The 16,832-nt window shown below is 65.5% G+C and carries 13 protein-coding genes; 9 read left to right on the top strand and 4 right to left on the bottom strand.

The window, feature by feature from the left end; genetic code table 11:
• Nucleotides 1-61 precede the first annotated feature (61 nt).
• Nucleotides 62-676, bottom strand: a complete 615-nt coding sequence (locus tag ACHQ4I_RS42960; RefSeq protein ID WP_420777696.1) for a TetR/AcrR family transcriptional regulator — start codon at nt 674-676, stop codon at nt 62-64.
• 140 nt (nt 677-816) lie between these two features.
• On the opposite strand from ACHQ4I_RS42960, the gene ACHQ4I_RS42955 reads away from it, so the two are divergent.
• Entirely contained in the window at nt 817-1,695 is an 879-nt protein-coding gene (locus ACHQ4I_RS42955) for an SDR family oxidoreductase (protein ID WP_420777695.1), read from the top strand.
• A gap of 39 nt (nt 1,696-1,734) precedes the next feature.
• Here the strand turns inward: ACHQ4I_RS42955 and ACHQ4I_RS42950 are convergent, their stop codons facing one another.
• On the bottom strand, nt 1,735-2,637 hold the full coding sequence (locus ACHQ4I_RS42950) for an SGNH/GDSL hydrolase family protein (protein ID WP_420777694.1): 903 nt from the start codon (nt 2,635-2,637) through the stop codon (nt 1,735-1,737).
• A gap of 640 nt (nt 2,638-3,277) precedes the next feature.
• Here ACHQ4I_RS42950 and ACHQ4I_RS42945 point away from each other — a divergent pair.
• The 8 genes from ACHQ4I_RS42945 to ACHQ4I_RS42910 all read left to right on the top strand — a co-directional run bounded on the left by ACHQ4I_RS42945 (nt 3,278) and on the right by ACHQ4I_RS42910 (nt 14,779).
• Nucleotides 3,278-4,615, top strand: coding sequence for a cytochrome P450 (locus ACHQ4I_RS42945; protein WP_420777693.1), 1,338 nt, complete (start codon nt 3,278-3,280; stop codon nt 4,613-4,615).
• Nucleotides 4,616-4,630: 15 nt separating this feature from the next.
• Entirely contained in the window at nt 4,631-6,034 is a 1,404-nt protein-coding gene (locus ACHQ4I_RS42940) for a wax ester/triacylglycerol synthase family O-acyltransferase (protein WP_420777692.1), read from the top strand.
• Between the two features lie 5 nt (nt 6,035-6,039).
• Nucleotides 6,040-7,500, top strand: a complete 1,461-nt coding sequence (locus ACHQ4I_RS42935; protein ID WP_420777691.1) for a flavin-containing monooxygenase — start codon at nt 6,040-6,042, stop codon at nt 7,498-7,500.
• 29 nt (nt 7,501-7,529) lie between these two features.
• Nucleotides 7,530-8,579: a 3-oxoacyl-ACP synthase III family protein gene (locus tag ACHQ4I_RS42930; RefSeq protein ID WP_420777690.1), complete on the top strand. Its 1,050-nt coding sequence runs from the start codon at nt 7,530-7,532 to the stop codon at nt 8,577-8,579.
• A gap of 3 nt (nt 8,580-8,582) precedes the next feature.
• The gene (locus ACHQ4I_RS42925; protein WP_420777689.1) at nt 8,583-9,464 is read left to right on the top strand and encodes a hypothetical protein; all 882 of its coding nucleotides are present in this window, start codon (nt 8,583-8,585) and stop codon (nt 9,462-9,464) included.
• Between the two features lies 1 nt (nt 9,465).
• Nucleotides 9,466-11,394, top strand: a complete 1,929-nt coding sequence (asnB, locus tag ACHQ4I_RS42920; protein WP_420777688.1) for an asparagine synthase (glutamine-hydrolyzing) — start codon at nt 9,466-9,468, stop codon at nt 11,392-11,394.
• The gene (locus tag ACHQ4I_RS42915; RefSeq protein ID WP_420777687.1) at nt 11,391-12,560 is read left to right on the top strand and encodes a cytochrome P450; all 1,170 of its coding nucleotides are present in this window, start codon (nt 11,391-11,393) and stop codon (nt 12,558-12,560) included. Before asnB ends, ACHQ4I_RS42915 begins: the two co-directional genes overlap by 4 nt.
• A gap of 191 nt (nt 12,561-12,751) precedes the next feature.
• A complete protein-coding gene (locus ACHQ4I_RS42910; RefSeq protein WP_420777686.1) occupies nt 12,752-14,779 on the top strand; it encodes a CocE/NonD family hydrolase in 2,028 nt (675 codons plus the stop codon).
• Between the two features lie 2 nt (nt 14,780-14,781).
• Here ACHQ4I_RS42910 and ACHQ4I_RS42905 read toward each other — a convergent pair whose 3' ends face one another.
• Both ACHQ4I_RS42905 and ACHQ4I_RS42900 read right to left on the bottom strand, forming a co-directional pair.
• Nucleotides 14,782-15,438 carry a TetR/AcrR family transcriptional regulator gene (locus tag ACHQ4I_RS42905; RefSeq protein ID WP_420777685.1) on the bottom strand — a complete coding sequence of 219 codons (657 nt, stop codon included), beginning with the start codon at nt 15,436-15,438 and terminating at the stop codon, nt 14,782-14,784.
• A gap of 102 nt (nt 15,439-15,540) precedes the next feature.
• Entirely contained in the window at nt 15,541-16,755 is a 1,215-nt protein-coding gene (locus ACHQ4I_RS42900; RefSeq protein ID WP_420777684.1) for a L,D-transpeptidase, read from the bottom strand.
• Between the last annotated feature and the right edge of the window lie 77 nt (nt 16,756-16,832).

The following is a 16,832-nucleotide window of genomic DNA, read 5'->3' as shown; positions in this document are numbered from 1 at the left end:
GACGCGCGGCCGCTACCTCGAAGTATTGCCGATTCACCTAGTGGCAGGTAGGTAATGTTATCTATTTGTTATCTTCGACAGGGATCGGGCGGATCAGTTGCAGAAAGGTGCGTAGTAGGGCGGGCATGTCGACCTCGTTCGGCGCTAGTAGCCATTGCTGCTGCAATCCGTCCAGGACCGCGATCAGTAGCGTCGCCGCGTCCTGATGTGAGACGCCGCGCGGCGGGTCGCCGCCCAGATCGCGTTCCAGCATGGTGGTCAGCAGCTGTCTGGCCTGGGCGTAACGTTCGACGAAGAAGTCGCGCGCGGGATGATCGAGGGTGACGCTCTCGGCGGCCAATACGGTGAACGACTGCACGATGCCGGGGCGCTCGGCATTGCGTTCCACCAGATCGGCGAGGAAATCGAGCGTCGTCGCGCTGCCCTGGGCGGTGGCGAGCAAGACGTCGAGGTCGTTCTGGTCGCGCAATGCGAGCACATTCGCCAGCAGCGTCTGCTTATTGGGGAAGTAGTGCAGCACGCCCTGCTGGCTCAGTCCGACCCGCTCCGCGACGATCGCGATGGTCGCGCCCTGGTAGCCGCGTTCGGCGAAGACCTCGAGGGCAGCTTCCAGGATCGCCCGGCGCCGATCCTCGTGACCGGCCCGGCCCTGCGTGCGACCCGGGGCCCGCTTCATGCGGCGTGTCCTTCTGCTGCGTCCATTGTTCGCAGAGTAGCGAACCGGCATTGACAGCGGCCGGTTCGGCGCGTCTACTATCTATCAACGCTAGATCTAGCAGCGATAGAATTCGGAGCAATGATAGAAGTGAGCGCATCATGTTCTTGGTGGTAGGCGGAACCGGCGTCGTCGGGCGGCAAGTGGTCCAGGGCTGCATCGAGTCGGGTGCCCGGGTGCGGGTACTGACGCGCGATCCGGGCCGTGCGCCTTCGGGTGTGGAGGTCGCCGTGGGTGATCTGCGCGATGTCGACTCGGTGGCGACGGCTTTGGCGGGGGTGACGCACGTGGTGTGCACCGTCCACGGCGGAGAAGGCAAGGGACGCAACGGTCCTCGCGGGATGGAGGGATCGGCGCTGCCGGGACTGATCGACGCCGCGGAGCGGGCGGATGTCACGAACTTCGTGTATCTGTCCGCTACCAGTGCCGAAGTGGACAGTCCCGTAGATCTTTTCCGTGGCAAGGCTCAGGTGGAGGCCCGGCTGAGTCGCGGCCGGATGCCGTACACGATTCTGCGGCCGACGCACCTGATGGAGACCTGGGTGCCGATGCTGGCGGACTCGCTGGTGAAATCGTCACGTGCGCTCGTCTTCGGCAGCGGTAACAATCCGGTTCCCTTCGTCGCCGGTGCCGATATCGCCGCGGCCGCAGTGCAATTCGCGGCGCAGCCGGGGATTCGGCGAACGGTGGAACTCGGCGGACCCGACGACTGGACGATGCGCGAGTTGAACACGCGGATCGCGGACCGGCTCGGCATCGCGATCGGCAAGGAAACCGCGCTGTCGGTTGGCATGCTGCGGATGTCCGCCGCCGCGGTCCGGCCGTTCAATGAGCTGCAGGCGCGTCGAATGCGGTTGGGGGCGTTGCTGGATTCCCGAGCGCAGACGGTCGACGCCGCGGGCGTCTGGCGGGAACTGGGCATCACACCCACCCCGCTGTCCGACTGGCTCGACCATCACCTGTCGTACGTCTCGCGATGACATGCGCCGGGCGCGGCAACTGCGCCCGGCATCATCGGGTCACCTCAGTGCGGCGACAACCTGCTGCGCGATGTTCTGCTCACCAAAGGTGTTGGGGTGCAACGGCACGAAGGATGGGGTCGAAAGCGAGGGGATCAGCCCGTTGATCCACTGCTGGTCGGGTGCGGCGCACATATCGTGCCCGACGCTGGAGGCCGCGGTATCGACGAAGATGGCGCCGTGCGCGGCGGATACGTTGCGCAGCAGGGCATTGAGGTCGACCAGCACGCCCTGGAGGTAGTCCGCGTCGCGCGGCCACGCGGGCTGCTGTTCCGGGCATGCGCCTGCGCGCGAGGCGGTCGGATACCCGACAATCGCGACGGTGGCTTTCGGTGCGCGTGAGCGGATTTCATCGATCGCCGTGCCATATACCGATGCCAGCGCCTTGGTCCGTTCCGCGAAGATATCGACGCCGCCCGCCGTGAAGGCGTCCGCACATGAGGTGCCATTGGGCTCCGGCAGCAGATTGCCGCACAGCAGCGCCTGCTTCGCCAGACCGATATCGTTGCCGCCCATGGTCATCGTGACCAACGTGGTATCCGGCGTCAGCGCATCGAACTGCGGCGCCGCGGTTCCGGAGACAACGCCGCGCTGTGGGCTCGCGAGGTCGTCCAACGTGGCCCCGCCGCACGTGACGTCCTTGAAGGTCTCGACGCCGAGCTCCTCGGCGACCAGCGCGGGATAGTTGACCGCGGACCGCGTACACGTGGCGAGCTCGGCCTGCGGAAACACGCCCGCGCCCGCGGCAAATGAATCGCCCAGCGCGACATAGTGGATGCCCTCGATCGGTTCGGCGATAGCTTGCCCGGTGATTGCCGCACTCGCCCCGAATGCGATCGCCGATGCGATGACCGCCGGTCTCGCCTTTCCTATCAGGTGCTTCCAGCTGCCGAAAACGTGCATTGTGTCTCCTTGTGAACCCATGACCGGACGAATTCAGGCGCGCAGTCCGGTGAGTAACTCATACCGAGGGCTCGAACCTGTCGATACATCCGACCGATGCGGGCAGAGTCTAGCGACGATCGCGTAATTCCGAATAACTTTCAGATCTTTCACCGGTGGTTGTGGATGCCGCGGGCTCGACCTGCTCGCGGTGTCCATCGCAGCCTCGACGAGTGTTGGGGGATAGGGTATTTCGCCACACCGGTCACGTTGCGGATTCATGCGATCGGATGGGGCACTGTTGCGTTCCTCACTACTCGTTCGCTACCTGCGGAAAGTTCGCAGCCCCCGATCGTTTGGGTTGACACCACCTGCTCGTGCTGGCTACCGTCGCCATTGTTCGCGCTGAGTCATCGCCCGCCTCGGCATTGCCTGGTCGAAGGCCGTCCAATACGGCCGCGCCAAATGTTCCGACTGCGGGGAGGCTGTCGTTATTTCCGAACGTTCGTCGACTTACGCCGCATTCACGGAGAAACTCGGCACGCCTTTGTTCGCGTCCCGGGAATAAACTCTTGCGCCTTTTTCTCGACCGCCAAGACTCCACCAGTTCATATCGACGTTAGGCGCCAGGTTGTCCGTATCGATATCACCCTCCAAGTCCGTGGACGATCTCCCGGGTCCGAGCCGGTGGCCGTTGCTGGGGAATCTCCCGCAGATGCGGCCCTCGCTGCTGCACCGCCAGTTCGACGAGTGGTGCGATGAATACGGCCCGCTCTACCAGCTGCAGATGCCCGGGCGGCGGATCGTCGTCGTCAGCGATCCCGACCTGAATCGCGAGATCTTCCGTGACCGCCCCGGTGGGTTCCGGCGGCAGTCGGCGATCGAATCGGTCATGGACGAGATGGGGTCCAATGGCCTGTTCTCGCTGGAGGGCGAGGCGTGGCGGCTGCGTCGCAAGCTGGCGATGCCCGCCTTCAACGCCTCGCATCTGCGCAGCTTCCATCCCACGCTGGAGACGATCACCGGGCGACTGCAGCGCCGCTGGGAACAGCGCTCGCCCAAGGACATTCGCGGCGACCTGACCCGGTACACGGTGGACGTCACCGCCAAGCTGACCTTCGACTACGACATCAACACCATCGAACAGTCCGGCGACATCATCCAGCGGCATCTCGAGCTGATCTTCCCGCTCATCAACCGGCGGATCAACAGCCCGTTCCCGTACTGGCGCTACGTGAAGCTCCCCGAAGACCGGGCGCTGGAGCGTGCACTGGGCGCGCTGCGCACCGACCTCACCGGCGTTATCAGCCGGGCGCGCGCGAATCTCCCGGAAAAGCCGACCAATTTCATCGAGGCCTTCCTGCTGGCGCAGGACGGGAGTACCTCCTTCACCGACGATCAGCTGTTCGCCGAAGCGCTCACCATCCTCATCGCCGGTCAGGACACCACCAGCAATGCGATGGCCTGGCTGCTCTACCACCTAGCGGGCAATCCCGCTGTGCAGGAACGGATCCGGGAAGAGGTAGCGCAGATCCCGTCGGCACTGGAGCGCCAGCCCTATCTGGAAGCCGTTGTCGCCGAATCGATGCGGCTGCGGCCGACTACCCCCATCGTCGGGCTGGAGGCCATCGACGACACCACCATCGACGGTGTGCACATTCCGGCGGGCACCTGGGTGATCGTCAATGTGCAGCATGCGAGCGTGCAGGAGAAGAACTTCGAGGATCCGCTGCGCTTCGATCCCGACCGCTGGCTGCACAGTGGACACGGCACGCACCGGCCGGAGGTCTCCACACCATTCGGCTCGGGTCCGCGCTTCTGTCCGGGGCGTGGGCTGGCGATGTTGGAGATCAAGAGCGTCACCGGCATGGTCTGCCGCAACTTCGACGTGCGCCTGCCCGCGGGCGCACAGCCGCCGAAGGATCGCTTCCACTTCGCCGTCATCCCCATCGATCTCGATCTCGACCTGACCCGGCGGCGCGACGCCGCCGCGTCCTGACCGGTAAGGATGTAGATGTCGTTGCATCGACTGACCGCGACCGACGGTGTCTGGCTGTCGCTCGAATCGCCCGATATGCCGATGCATATCGCCTTCCTGCTGGAGTTCAGCGCGCCCGAGGGCGGTGCGGCGCAATTCCTACGGCAGTGGCGGGCCGGGCTGGACGCACCCGCGAGCCTGCCGAAACCGTGGAATTTCGTGCCGCTGAAGTTCCCGCCGCCCGGTGTCGCGGCCGTGGTGCGCGAGGTCGACGATATCGATCTCAGCGCGCACATCCGGGAATGGACGCTGCCGGAGCCGGGCAGCCAGGACCAGTTGACCGAGCTCATCGCATCGATCCACCAGAAGCAGCTCGACATGAGCCGCCCGCCTTGGGAATTGCACGTCATCGAGGGGCTGGCACAGGATCGTTTCGCACTCCTGCTCAAAGTGCACCACAGCCTCCTCGACGGCGCTTCGGCCATGCGGCTGTTCACCGATACGTTCACCGAGGACGCCGCCGCGCGCGATGTCCCGGACCTCTTCACCGTCAGCCCTGCCGCCGAGTCGACGGAAGCTGTTGTGGGCAAGACGAATCCGTTCCGCGCCCTGCTCGGCGCACTGACGGGTCTGCTCGCCCTGCTGCGCGGTGTTGGATCCGCTGCTCGTGACGCGTTCCGCAGGGTGCGCGGTGACAAAACCATGGCGCAGAAGGCATATCAGCAGCCGGACACCATCTTCAACGGCACCATTACCGGTGCCCGCGACCTGTCCAGGCGGCGCTACGACCTCGCGCTCTTCAAGCGCTTGGCGAAGGCGGGCGACTGCACGATCAACGACATCGTGCTCTACCTGGTCAGCACGGCGCTGCGCGACTACCTGACCAACCACGCCACCCTGCCCGAAGAATCCTTGACCGCAGGCGTTCCCACCGATCTGCGCGAGGAGGACGACACGCGCGTCGGCACCCGCGCGGGCATGATGTTCACCGCCCTCGGCACCGACATCGCCGATCCGCGCGACCGCCTCAGCGCCGTCAAGTACTACATTCGCGCCGCGAAACAGCATATGGGCGCGATGGCCCCGAACGAGGTCATCGGCTACGGACTCGCGGTCACCCTGCCGTGGATCCTCGGCCTCAGCTTCGGCTTCACCAATACCGCCGCCTCCCACCCCATGGGCATCTCCAATGTGCCAGGACCGCGAAACCCGCTGTACTGGAACGGCGCTCGGCTCGAGACGATCTATCCGATCTCGCTGCTGATGCACGGCAATCCGCTGAACTTCACCTGCATCGGCTATTCGGGTGGGTTGCATTTCGGCGTCCTCGGTGTCCAGGACAAGCTGCCGCCGATGGCATACGTCACCGCGGCCATGGATGCCGCACTCGATGAACTCGCCGGGCTGCTGCTACCGGACGAAGTTCGCGTCGCGGGGTGATGTTCATGCGGGACTACGATGTGGCGATCATCGGCTCGGGATTCAGCGGGCTCGGCGTCGCGGTGAATCTGCGCCGACTCGGCAACGACAACTTCGTCATTCTCGAGCGCGCCGAGGCCATCGGCGGCACCTGGCGCGATAACGTCTATCCAGGCTGCGCGGTGGACGTGCCCTCGGTCCTGTACTCGTATTCCTTTGCGCCGAACGCGGATTGGACTCGCATATACGCGACCCAGCCCGAATTGCGCGCCTATACCGAGAATGTCGTCGACACTTTCGATCTGCGGCGGCATGTGCAGCTGAACAGTGATGTCGCCGAGGCGGATTTCGACGACGAGGCCGAACAGTGGGTGCTCCGGCTGCGCGACGGCAGGCTGATCCGAGCCCGCGCCGTTGTCATGGGCTACTTCTCGCTGCACGCCGAAGCGATCCCGGATATTCCGGGCCGGGCCGAATTCGCTGGGCCGCAGATGCATTCGAGCAAGTGGGACACCGCGTTCGACCCGAAGGGCAAGCGGGTCGCGGTGGTCGGGGCCGGGGCCAGCGCGGTGCAGATCGTGCCCGCGCTCGCCAAGAGCGCGGATGAGCTCGTATCGTTCCAGCGCACTCCGGCATGGGTGATTCCGCGTCTGGACCGGCCGATTCCGCCGACGGTACGCAAGGTATTGCGTCATGTGCCGCCGGTTCGGCTGGCGGCGCGCGGCTTCGTTTTCCTGTTCCTGGAGACCATGCACTTCGCCGAATTCCATCCGCGGCTGGTCTCGGTCTATGCGTGGCTGGTCCGCAAGGTGCTGGCCAAGCAGGTGCCGGATCCGGAAGTGCGGCGCAAACTCACACCCGACTACGCGTTCGGCTGTAAGCGGCCGATGGTCTCCGACGAGTACTACCGTTCGTTCGCCCGCCCGAACGTGCGGCTGAGCACCGAGAAGATCACCGAGATCACCGCGACCGGCATCCGCACCGCCGACGGTGAGCTGCACGAGGTCGACGCGATCGTGTGGGCCACCGGATTTCACGTGCAGGATTCGATCGCGCATTTTCCGGAATTCCGGACGGCGCAGACCTCGACGCGAAAGAAGTTCCAGCGCGACGGGTTCCGCGCCTATCGCGGCATCGCTTTCGCGGGTCTGCCGAATCTGTTCGCGGTCACCGGACCGAATACCGCGCTGCCGCATACCTCGCAGTTCCTCGCCATCGAACCGACCACGAAGCTGATAGCTCGGACCATCGAGCACATGCGGGCCAACGGAATTCGCCGCTACAGCCCGTCCGAACGGGCCGAGCGCGCCTGGGCCACCCGCGCGCGGAAGCTGCTCAGCACCCGGGTGTGGTCGACCGGCGGCTGCACCAGCTACTTCATCGACGAGGACGGCACCAACACCCTGACCTGGCCGGGTGGGACCTGGAGCGTCCGACGTGACCGGCGTCGAATCCGACCGCAGGACTGGGACGCCGGTTCGCGATAGCGAAATTCCAATTCCATAGGGGAGGCCTTGTGCACCGCACGCGTTTCGAATCGATCGGCTCGTATACGCCGTCATCGATTGTGTCCACTGAGGAGCTGATCAACAGTCTGGCGGTGCCGAGGTCGCTGAAGTTGGAGGCGCTCACCGGCATTCGCAACCGTCGCGTCTACAACTCCGATCCGGACTCCTACGAATCCTCCTTCGACTTGGCGCGCAACGCGATCGACGATTGTCTGGCGCGATCCGGTTATGCCGCAGACGAACTGGATATCGTGATCTCCGCGTCGATCACCCGCACCAAGGGAGCCGGACAGTTCTGCTTCGCGCCGTCCTTCGCGCTGATGCTGCGCAATGCCATCGGCGCGAAGGCCGCACGCTACTTCGACGTCTCCAACGCGTGCGCGGGCATGGTCACCGGAATCATGGTGCTGGACCGCATGATCAAGGCGGGCGTGGTTCGCAACGGTTTGGTTGTCAGCGGTGAACAGATCACCCCGATCGCCGAGACCGCGGTCCGCGAGATCAGCGAACCCTATGATCCGCAGTTCGCGGCCCTGACCGTCGGTGACGCGGCCGTCGCTGTGCTGCTGGACGGGCGCGGCGACGACGCCGACGAAATCCACTATGTCGAGATCATGACCTCGGCCGAGGGCGCCGAACACTGCATCGGCATGCCCAGCGACCGTTCCAACGGCATGGCCATGTACACCGACAACCGCGCCATGCAGACCGAGGACCGCTATCGGCAGGGCATCGCCCGGCTCGAGGATTACCTGCGCCGCAACGGAAGCGATTGGCGCAGCGAGGAATACGACTTCTGGATCCACCACCAGTTCAGTGCGCCCGCGATCGAGTACATCGCGAAACTGGCCGAGGAACACTTCGCCACGCCGATGCCGGAGGCGCTCAATGTCCTACAGGAGTATGGCAATACCGCCTCGACGTCGCATTTCCTGGTGCTGCACGAACATCTCGGGCGCAATCACATTCCCAAGGGCTCCAAGGTGCTGATGATTCCCTCGGCCTCCGGCACGGTCTCCGGATATCTGGCGGCCACGATCTCGCGATTGGCGGCGTGAGCGATGCCGACGACAATCATTGCCGCGGCGACCAACTCCGACGCCGATACAGGAAGTTACTTCGAACATGCGGCACGCGCGGCACGAGAGTGCCTGGAGCAGGCCGAGATCGCACCCGACCGGGTGGGCATGCTCATCAACGCGGGCGTCTACAGAGACAACAACATCGTCGAACCGGCGGTTGCCGCACTGGTGCAGAAGCGCATCGGTATGGGCCTGCGCTATGCCCAGGGCAACGTCGCGTCCTTCTCCTTCGATCTGATGAACGGCGCGAGTGGCGTACTGCACGCGCTGGCCGTCGTCGATTCGTTCTTCGCGTCGGAGGAAGTCGACTACGCGCTGGTCATCGCCGGTGATACCCATCCTTCGACACAACTACACGTCCCCGGTTTCCCATACACCAGCACCGGTGCGGCACTGCTGCTCGAACGAGACGGTAGCGCAGGCGGTTTCGGTCGTTTGTACACCGCCGAGCCGGACGACGGCGTCGAACCGCTCGGGCTGGTCCCACTGAACGAGGTCGGCACCCAAGGGCGCGCATCGATGGTCGTGCACGCCGACGCCGGTGACCCACTGCACTGGGCGACCGAGGCGGTGCGCGCCTGCCTCGTCGGCGAAAGCATCACCGCCGCGGACTTTTCCGCGAATGAAGCCGTGCTGCTGGCCCCGGAGCCCGTACCCGGGTTCGCGAAACTACTCGCCGCCGCCCTGGATCTGCCGAGTGAGGCGGTGCTGGCGCTCCCACCCGAGGTGGGCGACCCGCACACTGCCGCACCAATTTTCGGCTACGCCACCGCCCAGACCACAGCCCGAACGGTGCTGTTCTCGGCCGCCGACGGCACATCGGCCGCTTGCCTTCCCTACCGCCCTACCGAAAGGCCGTGATATGTGCGGCATCAATGGAATCGTCGATTTCGCCGCACCGGTCGACCCGACCCCGATCGCGGCCATGAACGAAATCCAACGCCACCGCGGCCCCGACGGTTTCAGCACCTGGCACACCCGCAACGTCGCCTTCGGCTTCCAGCGCTTGGCCATCGTCGATATCGAACACGGCGCCCAGCCCGCCCGCAATGAGGACGACACCATCCACGTCGTCTTCAACGGTGAGATCTACAACCACCGGGAACTGCGCAGCGCCCTGGCCGCGCGCGGGCACCAGTTCCGCAGCCACTCCGACGCCGAGGTGATCCCGCACCTCTACGAGGAGTACGGCCCGGGCTTCGTCGAGCGCCTGGACGGCGATTTCGCCATCGCGCTGTGGGACGCACGGCGGGAACGGCTGCTGCTCACCCGCGACCGGGTCGGCGTCAAACCGCTGTTCTACCACCGGTCCGGCAGCCGGGTCGTGTTCGCCTCGGAGATCAAGGGCATCTTCGCCTCCGGGCTGGTCGAGGCGTCGATGGACCCGCAGGGGCTCAGCGATTGCCTGTTCTACGGGCACACCATCGCACCGCGCACCTTCTGGCAGGGCGTCGACGATCTGCCGCCCGCGACCATCATCACGATCGACCGCCGCGGCACCTCCCAGCAGCGCTACTTCACGCCGTTCCTGCGCCGCGATCCGGATGCGCCGCTGCTCACCGGCCGGGCCGCGATCGAGCGATTCGACGCGGCCTTCACCGCCGCGGTGCGCAAGCGCCTGCCCGACGAGGTGGCAGCCGGAATCGCGCTGAGCGGCGGCCTGGACAGTTCCGCCATCGCCGCGGTCGCGGCCCGCCGCTGCGACGCACCGCTCACCACCGCGAGCATCCGGCTCACCGGCGAAGTGCTCGATGAGACGCCGATGTCACGGCTGGTCGCGCAGTCGCTCGGCGTGCCGAATGACGAGGTCGAGATGACCGGTGCCCGGGCCTGTGAGCTGCTGCCGAAAAGCCTGTGGCACTTCGAATCACCGTTCTGGTACGGCGCGGTCGCCACGCCGTTCCTGGACTTGACCGAGCTCGCTCGGAACAAGGGCCTCAAGGTCGCCATGAGCGGCGACGGCTCCGACGAGCTGTTGGCGGGCTACGACTTCTACCGACTGATGAAGCTGAGCGCCCGATTCGAACAGCTGAAATTGGGCCGAGCGCAGACCGCGATCTGGCGCAATGCCACCAAATGGGTCGGTGCGCCATCAGGTCTGGACAGCCACATCGTCTCCGTCGCGGGACGCCGTGCCGAATACACTGCCCGCTACGGCGAGGTGCCGCCCTGGATCTACCTGTGGAGCGCACTCGGCGACACCACCGGACCCATCGCGCCCGAAGGTCTTCCGGCACCATCGGCACTCGCCCCGCCACCGCCGCACGACAAGTTGCGCCGCCAACTGCATTTCGAGTTCTACACCCGGCTGCCGCACTGGGTGCTGCCGATCTCGGACCGCTTGGGTATGGCCAACAGCATCGAGGTTCGCGTGCCCTATCTCGACCGCGATGTCATCGATGTGTGCGCCGACTTGTCGCCGGAGATGTTGGTGCACTGGGGAATCGAGAAGTACGCGCTCAAGCGGGCAACCGCGGATGTGTTGCCGAAGCAGATCGTGCGCCGGCGCAAGAAGCCGTTCATGACACCGGTCGGTCCGTGGTACCTCACCGGCTCCGGTGCCGATCTGGCACACGATCATCTGTCGCGGGATTCGGTGCGCCGCTATGGGATCTTCGATCCGATTGCCACGGAACGGATGTGGCGCACCGCAGTCGATCAATCCGGAACCTGGGCGGCCACCGCGGCCGAATGGGGCTGCCTGGCCGTCATGTCGACTCATCTCGTGCTGGACCAATTCCGGTCGGTGGGCGCGAGCATTCCCGGCGATCGGATAGAGGTGGCCTCGTGAAAACAGCCGCGGCCCACGAATATGCACTGCACGGATTCGCCCAGCCGGCACTGCCGCTGGTGCTCGCCGCCGGTTCGCTGATCAAGCCGATCCGGCGGGTGCCCAAACTCGGCTGGCTGGTGGCCGATCCGGAGCTCGCGCGCCGGATCCACGGCGACACCCAGCATTTCAGCATCATCGGTGACGGTGCGTCCGGTCATTGGTGGGGGCAGATGCTCGGCGAGTGGGTCTTCGAACTGTTCGAGGGCGAGCCGCATGTCGAATTCCGGGCGAAGGTCCGCGATCTGTTCACCCCCGAACGGTCCAGAGTGATTACCGAACGGTCCGTGGGGCCGATGCTGCGCAAACTCACCGATGACCTATCGGCCGGGAAAACCGTTGATATGGCCCAGTTCTCGCGGGAGTTCACCGGCCGCACCATGGCGGAACTGGTCGGCCTGCCGGTCGATGACTCACCCGCCGCATACGAGGAACTCTTCGGCTTGGTCGAGTCGATGGCCAATCTCGGCAAGGGCAACTACGACACCACCGTGGTGTCGGAGCGCAACGCGCGCAAGGGACGTGCGTTGGCCGACCGCATCGCCGCCTCGGTGCCCGCCGTATATGAAACCGCCGACCCGAGCACCACCATCGGCCGCAGCCGCGAACTCGGCCTCGGACCCGAGGTCACCCGCCGCATGGCGGCCTTCCTGGTCGTCGCCGGAACCGCGACGCTGGCGAGCACCCTGGGCCGGATGGTGGCGTTGCTGCACGACAGCGGGGCCCAGCACGAGCTGATCGAGGACCGGAGCCTGATTCCGGACGCGGTGCGCGAGGCGCTGCGGGTCACCAGTTCGATGCCGATCGTCGGGCGCGGCGTCGTCGAGGATATCGAGCTGGCCGGTAGGCGATTACGCGCTGGCGACCGGGTGAAGATCATGACCTGGTCGATCAACAATGCCGCCGGCGGCTATGACCTGCGTCTGGGCAAGGTGCACGAACTTCGGCAGCTCTGGTTCGGCGGCGGCAGACATATCTGCCTCGGCGCGAGCCTGACCCATGTCGAACTCGCGGCTGTATTGGAGGCCATGACAGCGCCCGGCCGTCCGTGGGCGATTACCAAGCGCCGCTATCGCACGAATGTATTCGTCCCGCTCTACCAGCGATTGGACATCGCCCTGGTCTGATCCTCGCCTCCGCCTGCCGCGCCGTCGGTTCGGGAGAATGTGTGGCAACTTATCCCGAGTTCACGGCCCTTGATTCGCTGTACAGAGCGTTGTGGTGCGTCACGGTTGCAGACCAACGGCGATGCACGTTACTGTACGAACTCGTTGATGGGAACGAAGTAGTTCCTCATTGCCGGGAGGGTTTGGCGAGCATGATCAGACGTCGACGTCCGATTAAGGCAGTGGCTGCTGCGATAGCCACGTTCACCGTGTTCGCCGGAGCCGTTGTCGCGGCCGCGCCGACGCAGGCGCTCGGGCTCGACGCGCAGCTCACCGCGACTCATGCTGGGCCGCAACAGTATCCGAACGTCTACATCGACTGGGACGTCCCGATCACCATGAGTGACGGCACGGTGCTGAAGGCGAATATCTACCACCCGGCGGACGCGTCCGGCCGTCCGATCGTCGAGCCGACGCCGACCATCGTGAATCTGACGCCCTACACCAAGTTGGTCGCGAATATCGCCGACTCCATCCTGGCCATCCCCGGTTTGGCCGATCCGCTGATGCAGGCGCTGCACAGCTTCGACCTCTCGGCCTACGGTTTGAGCGGAATCAGTGATCTGGCACAGGCTTTGGCGGGCGGCACCGCGCGCACCTTCGCCGTGGATCGCAAACTGGTGCAGAGCGGCTATACCCAGGTGGTCGTCGACGTCCGCGGCACCGGCTTCTCGGAGGGCACCTGGCAGGTGTTCGGCGAGCGCGAGCAGGAAGACGGTGTCGAGGTCGTCGACTGGGCGGCGGCACAGCCGTGGTCCAACGGCAAGATCGGGATGAGCGGCATCTCCTACTCGGCCATCAACCAGCTGCAGACCGCGGAGCGCAAACCCGCTGCGCTGCAGGCGATCTTCCCGATCGTGCCGGGCAGCGACCTGATCCGCGACGTGGCCGCCCCCGGCGGCGCACTCGGCATCGGCTTCATCCCGGAATGGCTGCTCGCCGTCGACGGCTCGAAGCTGATTCCCGATATGGTCTCGATGCTGGCCGGTAAGTTCGACTGGACCTGGCTGGCCGATCGCGTCCGCGACCCGTTCACCTTCTTCAACATGATCATCATGGCCCTCGGCACACAGAGCATGGATCAGATTCCGGCCGAGATGTATTCGGTGCTCGACGACCAGAGTCCGCTGCGCACAGCATGGATCGGACATCCCGAGCGGATCGATGTGCCGACCTTCGTCTACGGCGGCTGGCAGGACATCTTCGCCTACTCCGCCCCGCGGGTCTACAACGCGATCAATGTCCCGGACAACCAGAAGAAGCTGGTGATGGACAACAACTATCACGTCACCACCGGCTCGGGCATGGGTGAGGCCGACGGACCCGCGGCCTTGGATGTGTTGCAACGCGCGTGGTTCGACAAGTGGCTCAAGGGCATCGACAACGGCATCGATGACTACGACCAGGTAACCCTGTGGCAGCAGGGCGGCGGCTGGACCCACACCTCCAGCTTCCCGCGGCCCGATATGGATTACCGCCGTATGTATTTGAACGCGGCCCCCTCGGGCACCGCGCCGGGCAGTGCGCACGACGGCAGCCTCACCGCAGAGCCCGGCGGACCCGCGCGGGTTTCGATCGCGCCCGGTCTGACCACGCTCTGCTCACGCGACGGCGCTCAGGGCACCGCGGGCATCCTGCCGCTACCGGATATCTGCACGAAGGATTCGCGGATCGCCGAGACCAACGGACTCACATTTACCAGCGCGCCGGTGAATGTGCCGACACCCATCTCCGGTCCGATCGCGGTGCACCTGAATACGGTGCTCGACGCCACCGACGGCTACTGGACCGTGACGCTGAACGACGTCGCGCCGGATGGACGTTCGACGCAGTGGACGCACGGTCAGCGAACCGCATCCCTGCGCGCGGTCGACGAGAGCAAAGCCACGCGCTCGGCCAACGGCGACTACACCGATCCCTACCCGTACCTGACGCTGGATACCCGCCAGCCGATCGTGCCCGGCCAGCCGACGGTCATCGATATCGGCATGTTCGCCACCGACGGCGTGCTGCAACCGGGACATCGGCTGCGCGTCGACGTCTACGCCGGGAACTTCCCGAGCAGTCTTCCGTTGCGCCCCTTGCTGAATGAGAGCGGCCTGCGGCCACAGCACATCGAGTTGGACCCGAATCAGCCGAGCTGGGTGAACATTCCGGTCGAGGGCGATCCGGGCTGGTGATGTCAGGCCGGGCCGGAGCCGAGCAATACCAGCGCGGCGCGAGTCAGTGTGGGCGCCAAGGCCGGTAGCTCCTGCGGCCCGGATTCGATGAGCGTGGCCCGGACCCGATCGTCGATGCCGCCGAGCAGCACGTCGATCAGTCCGGGATCGGGTTCGGCGCGAACCTCGCCCGCGCGCACGCCGATTCGCGCAGCCGCGACCATCCGGTAGCCGAACATGCGATGCGTGCGGGCCCGGCGGGCGATGAGTCCCGGTCCGGCGGCGAGGGTTTCGATATGTAGCGCACGCGCCGCGGCCGGTTCGGCGGCCAGGAACTCCAGATACGTCCGCAGCGTCGTGCGCACCAGTTCGACGAAGGTATCCGCGCCCGATTCGGCGACCACGCGGTCGAGCTCGCGGGTGATGACGTCCACCGCGAAATCGAATGCGGCGGTGAAGCATTCCTCTTTGCTCTCGAACAGCCCGTAGAACGTCCGCCGTGCCACCCGCGCCCGCCCGACGATATCGGTGATGGTGGTCGGGCCGTACCCCAGCTCCGCGACTGCCTCCAAGGCGGCGACGTAGAGTCGCTCGCGCTGTGACGTCGCGACCTCATCCCGGGTCAATCGATGCGGACCCCGGGGCAGGCGTTCCGGAGAAGCGCTGGTCAAGACGGTCATAATGCCGACGATTCTGCCACACCGGGCACTTTCACCCGGAAATTCCGGGCAGGCCACAAGGTGAAGCGCCGCTGGTGCCGGCGCGGTCACAAAGTGCGTAGCTCAGTGCAGAGCGCTGCCCTCGAGCCACTGATCCCACGGCAGACCCCAGTCGCCGTTCTGCCAGACCTGCAGCGGCGCGCCGCCGGTATTGCGGACCTCGACGACATCGCCGGGGATGGCGAAGTTGAAGAACCACTGGGCATTCGCGGGACTCAGGTTGAGGCAGCCGTGCGATACGTTCTGGCTGCCCTGCGCCCATATCGTGGAGGCCAGCTCGTGCAGGTAGATGCCGTCGGTGCTGATCTTGGTCGCCCAGTTGATGGCCTCCTTGTAGCCGAGCCGGGAGTTGACCGGCAGGCCGTAGGTGGAGGAGTCCATGATCACCGGGTTGCCCTTGTCCATCACGGTGTAGATGCCCGGCTGGGTCCAGAAGGTGAGCGTCTTGCCCGCGATCACCTCGCTGCCGCCCATACCCATCGAGGTGGGCATGGTGCGGATCAGGTTCCCGTTTTCGAAGACCTGCACCTGCTTGGTGTTGTCGTCGGCAATGGAGACGTGCGACGGGCCGATGGTGAAGGTGGTCTTGCTGTCCTCTTGACCGTAGAGACCACCGCCGAGGTCCGCGCCGTAGATATTGGCCGCGACGGTCACCTTGGTGCCCGGCGCGTAGTACTGCTGCGGCCGCCAGTGCGCATTGCGCTTGTCGAGCCAGTACCAAGAACCTTCGACCGGCGGGTTGGTCGTCACCGAGAGCCGCTTCTCGGCGACGGCCTTATCGGGGACGTCCTCGTCGAAGTGCGCGACGATCACGGTGCCGACGCCGAAGGTGCCGCCGTCGGTCAGCGGGTTGCCCGCGGTGGTGGTCAGATATGCCTTGGTCTGGTTGTTCGGCGCCAGCGTGCTGAAGGTCGAGGTGGTCGGGCCGACGCGGCCGGTGATGGTGAGGCTTTCGGCGCTGATCGTGTAGGTGTGTCCGTAGCCGAGCGGCTCGGTGGGCTTCCACGCCGTCTTGTCCGGGGTGTAGATGCCCTCGATCGACCGGCCCGCCTCATTGGTCAAAGTCACCGAGGTCAGCATGCCGTCGTTCGCGTTCACCACGACCGGCGCGAGCGGATCGACATTGCTGCCACCGCCAGGGGTAATGGCGATCGGGGGAAGCGGCGGCCCGGCCGGCGTGGTCGGGGCGTCGGATTTCGACGAGCATCCGGCGACGGCCAGCGCCGTCACCAACGCAAAACCCGCAGCTGTTCTCCACCGGAAACGGCGACTCGACATGACTCTCCTGTGTTTCGCCGTGCGTTCCCTGCAGCGCACCTACGACTTACTGACCCATGTCGCAGTTTACCGGCCGT

The organism is Nocardia nepalensis (genome assembly GCF_048910785.1).
In the GTDB taxonomy this organism is placed as follows: domain Bacteria; phylum Actinomycetota; class Actinomycetes; order Mycobacteriales; family Mycobacteriaceae; genus Nocardia; species Nocardia nepalensis.
This window is presented reverse-complemented; position numbering and strand designations above follow the sequence as displayed.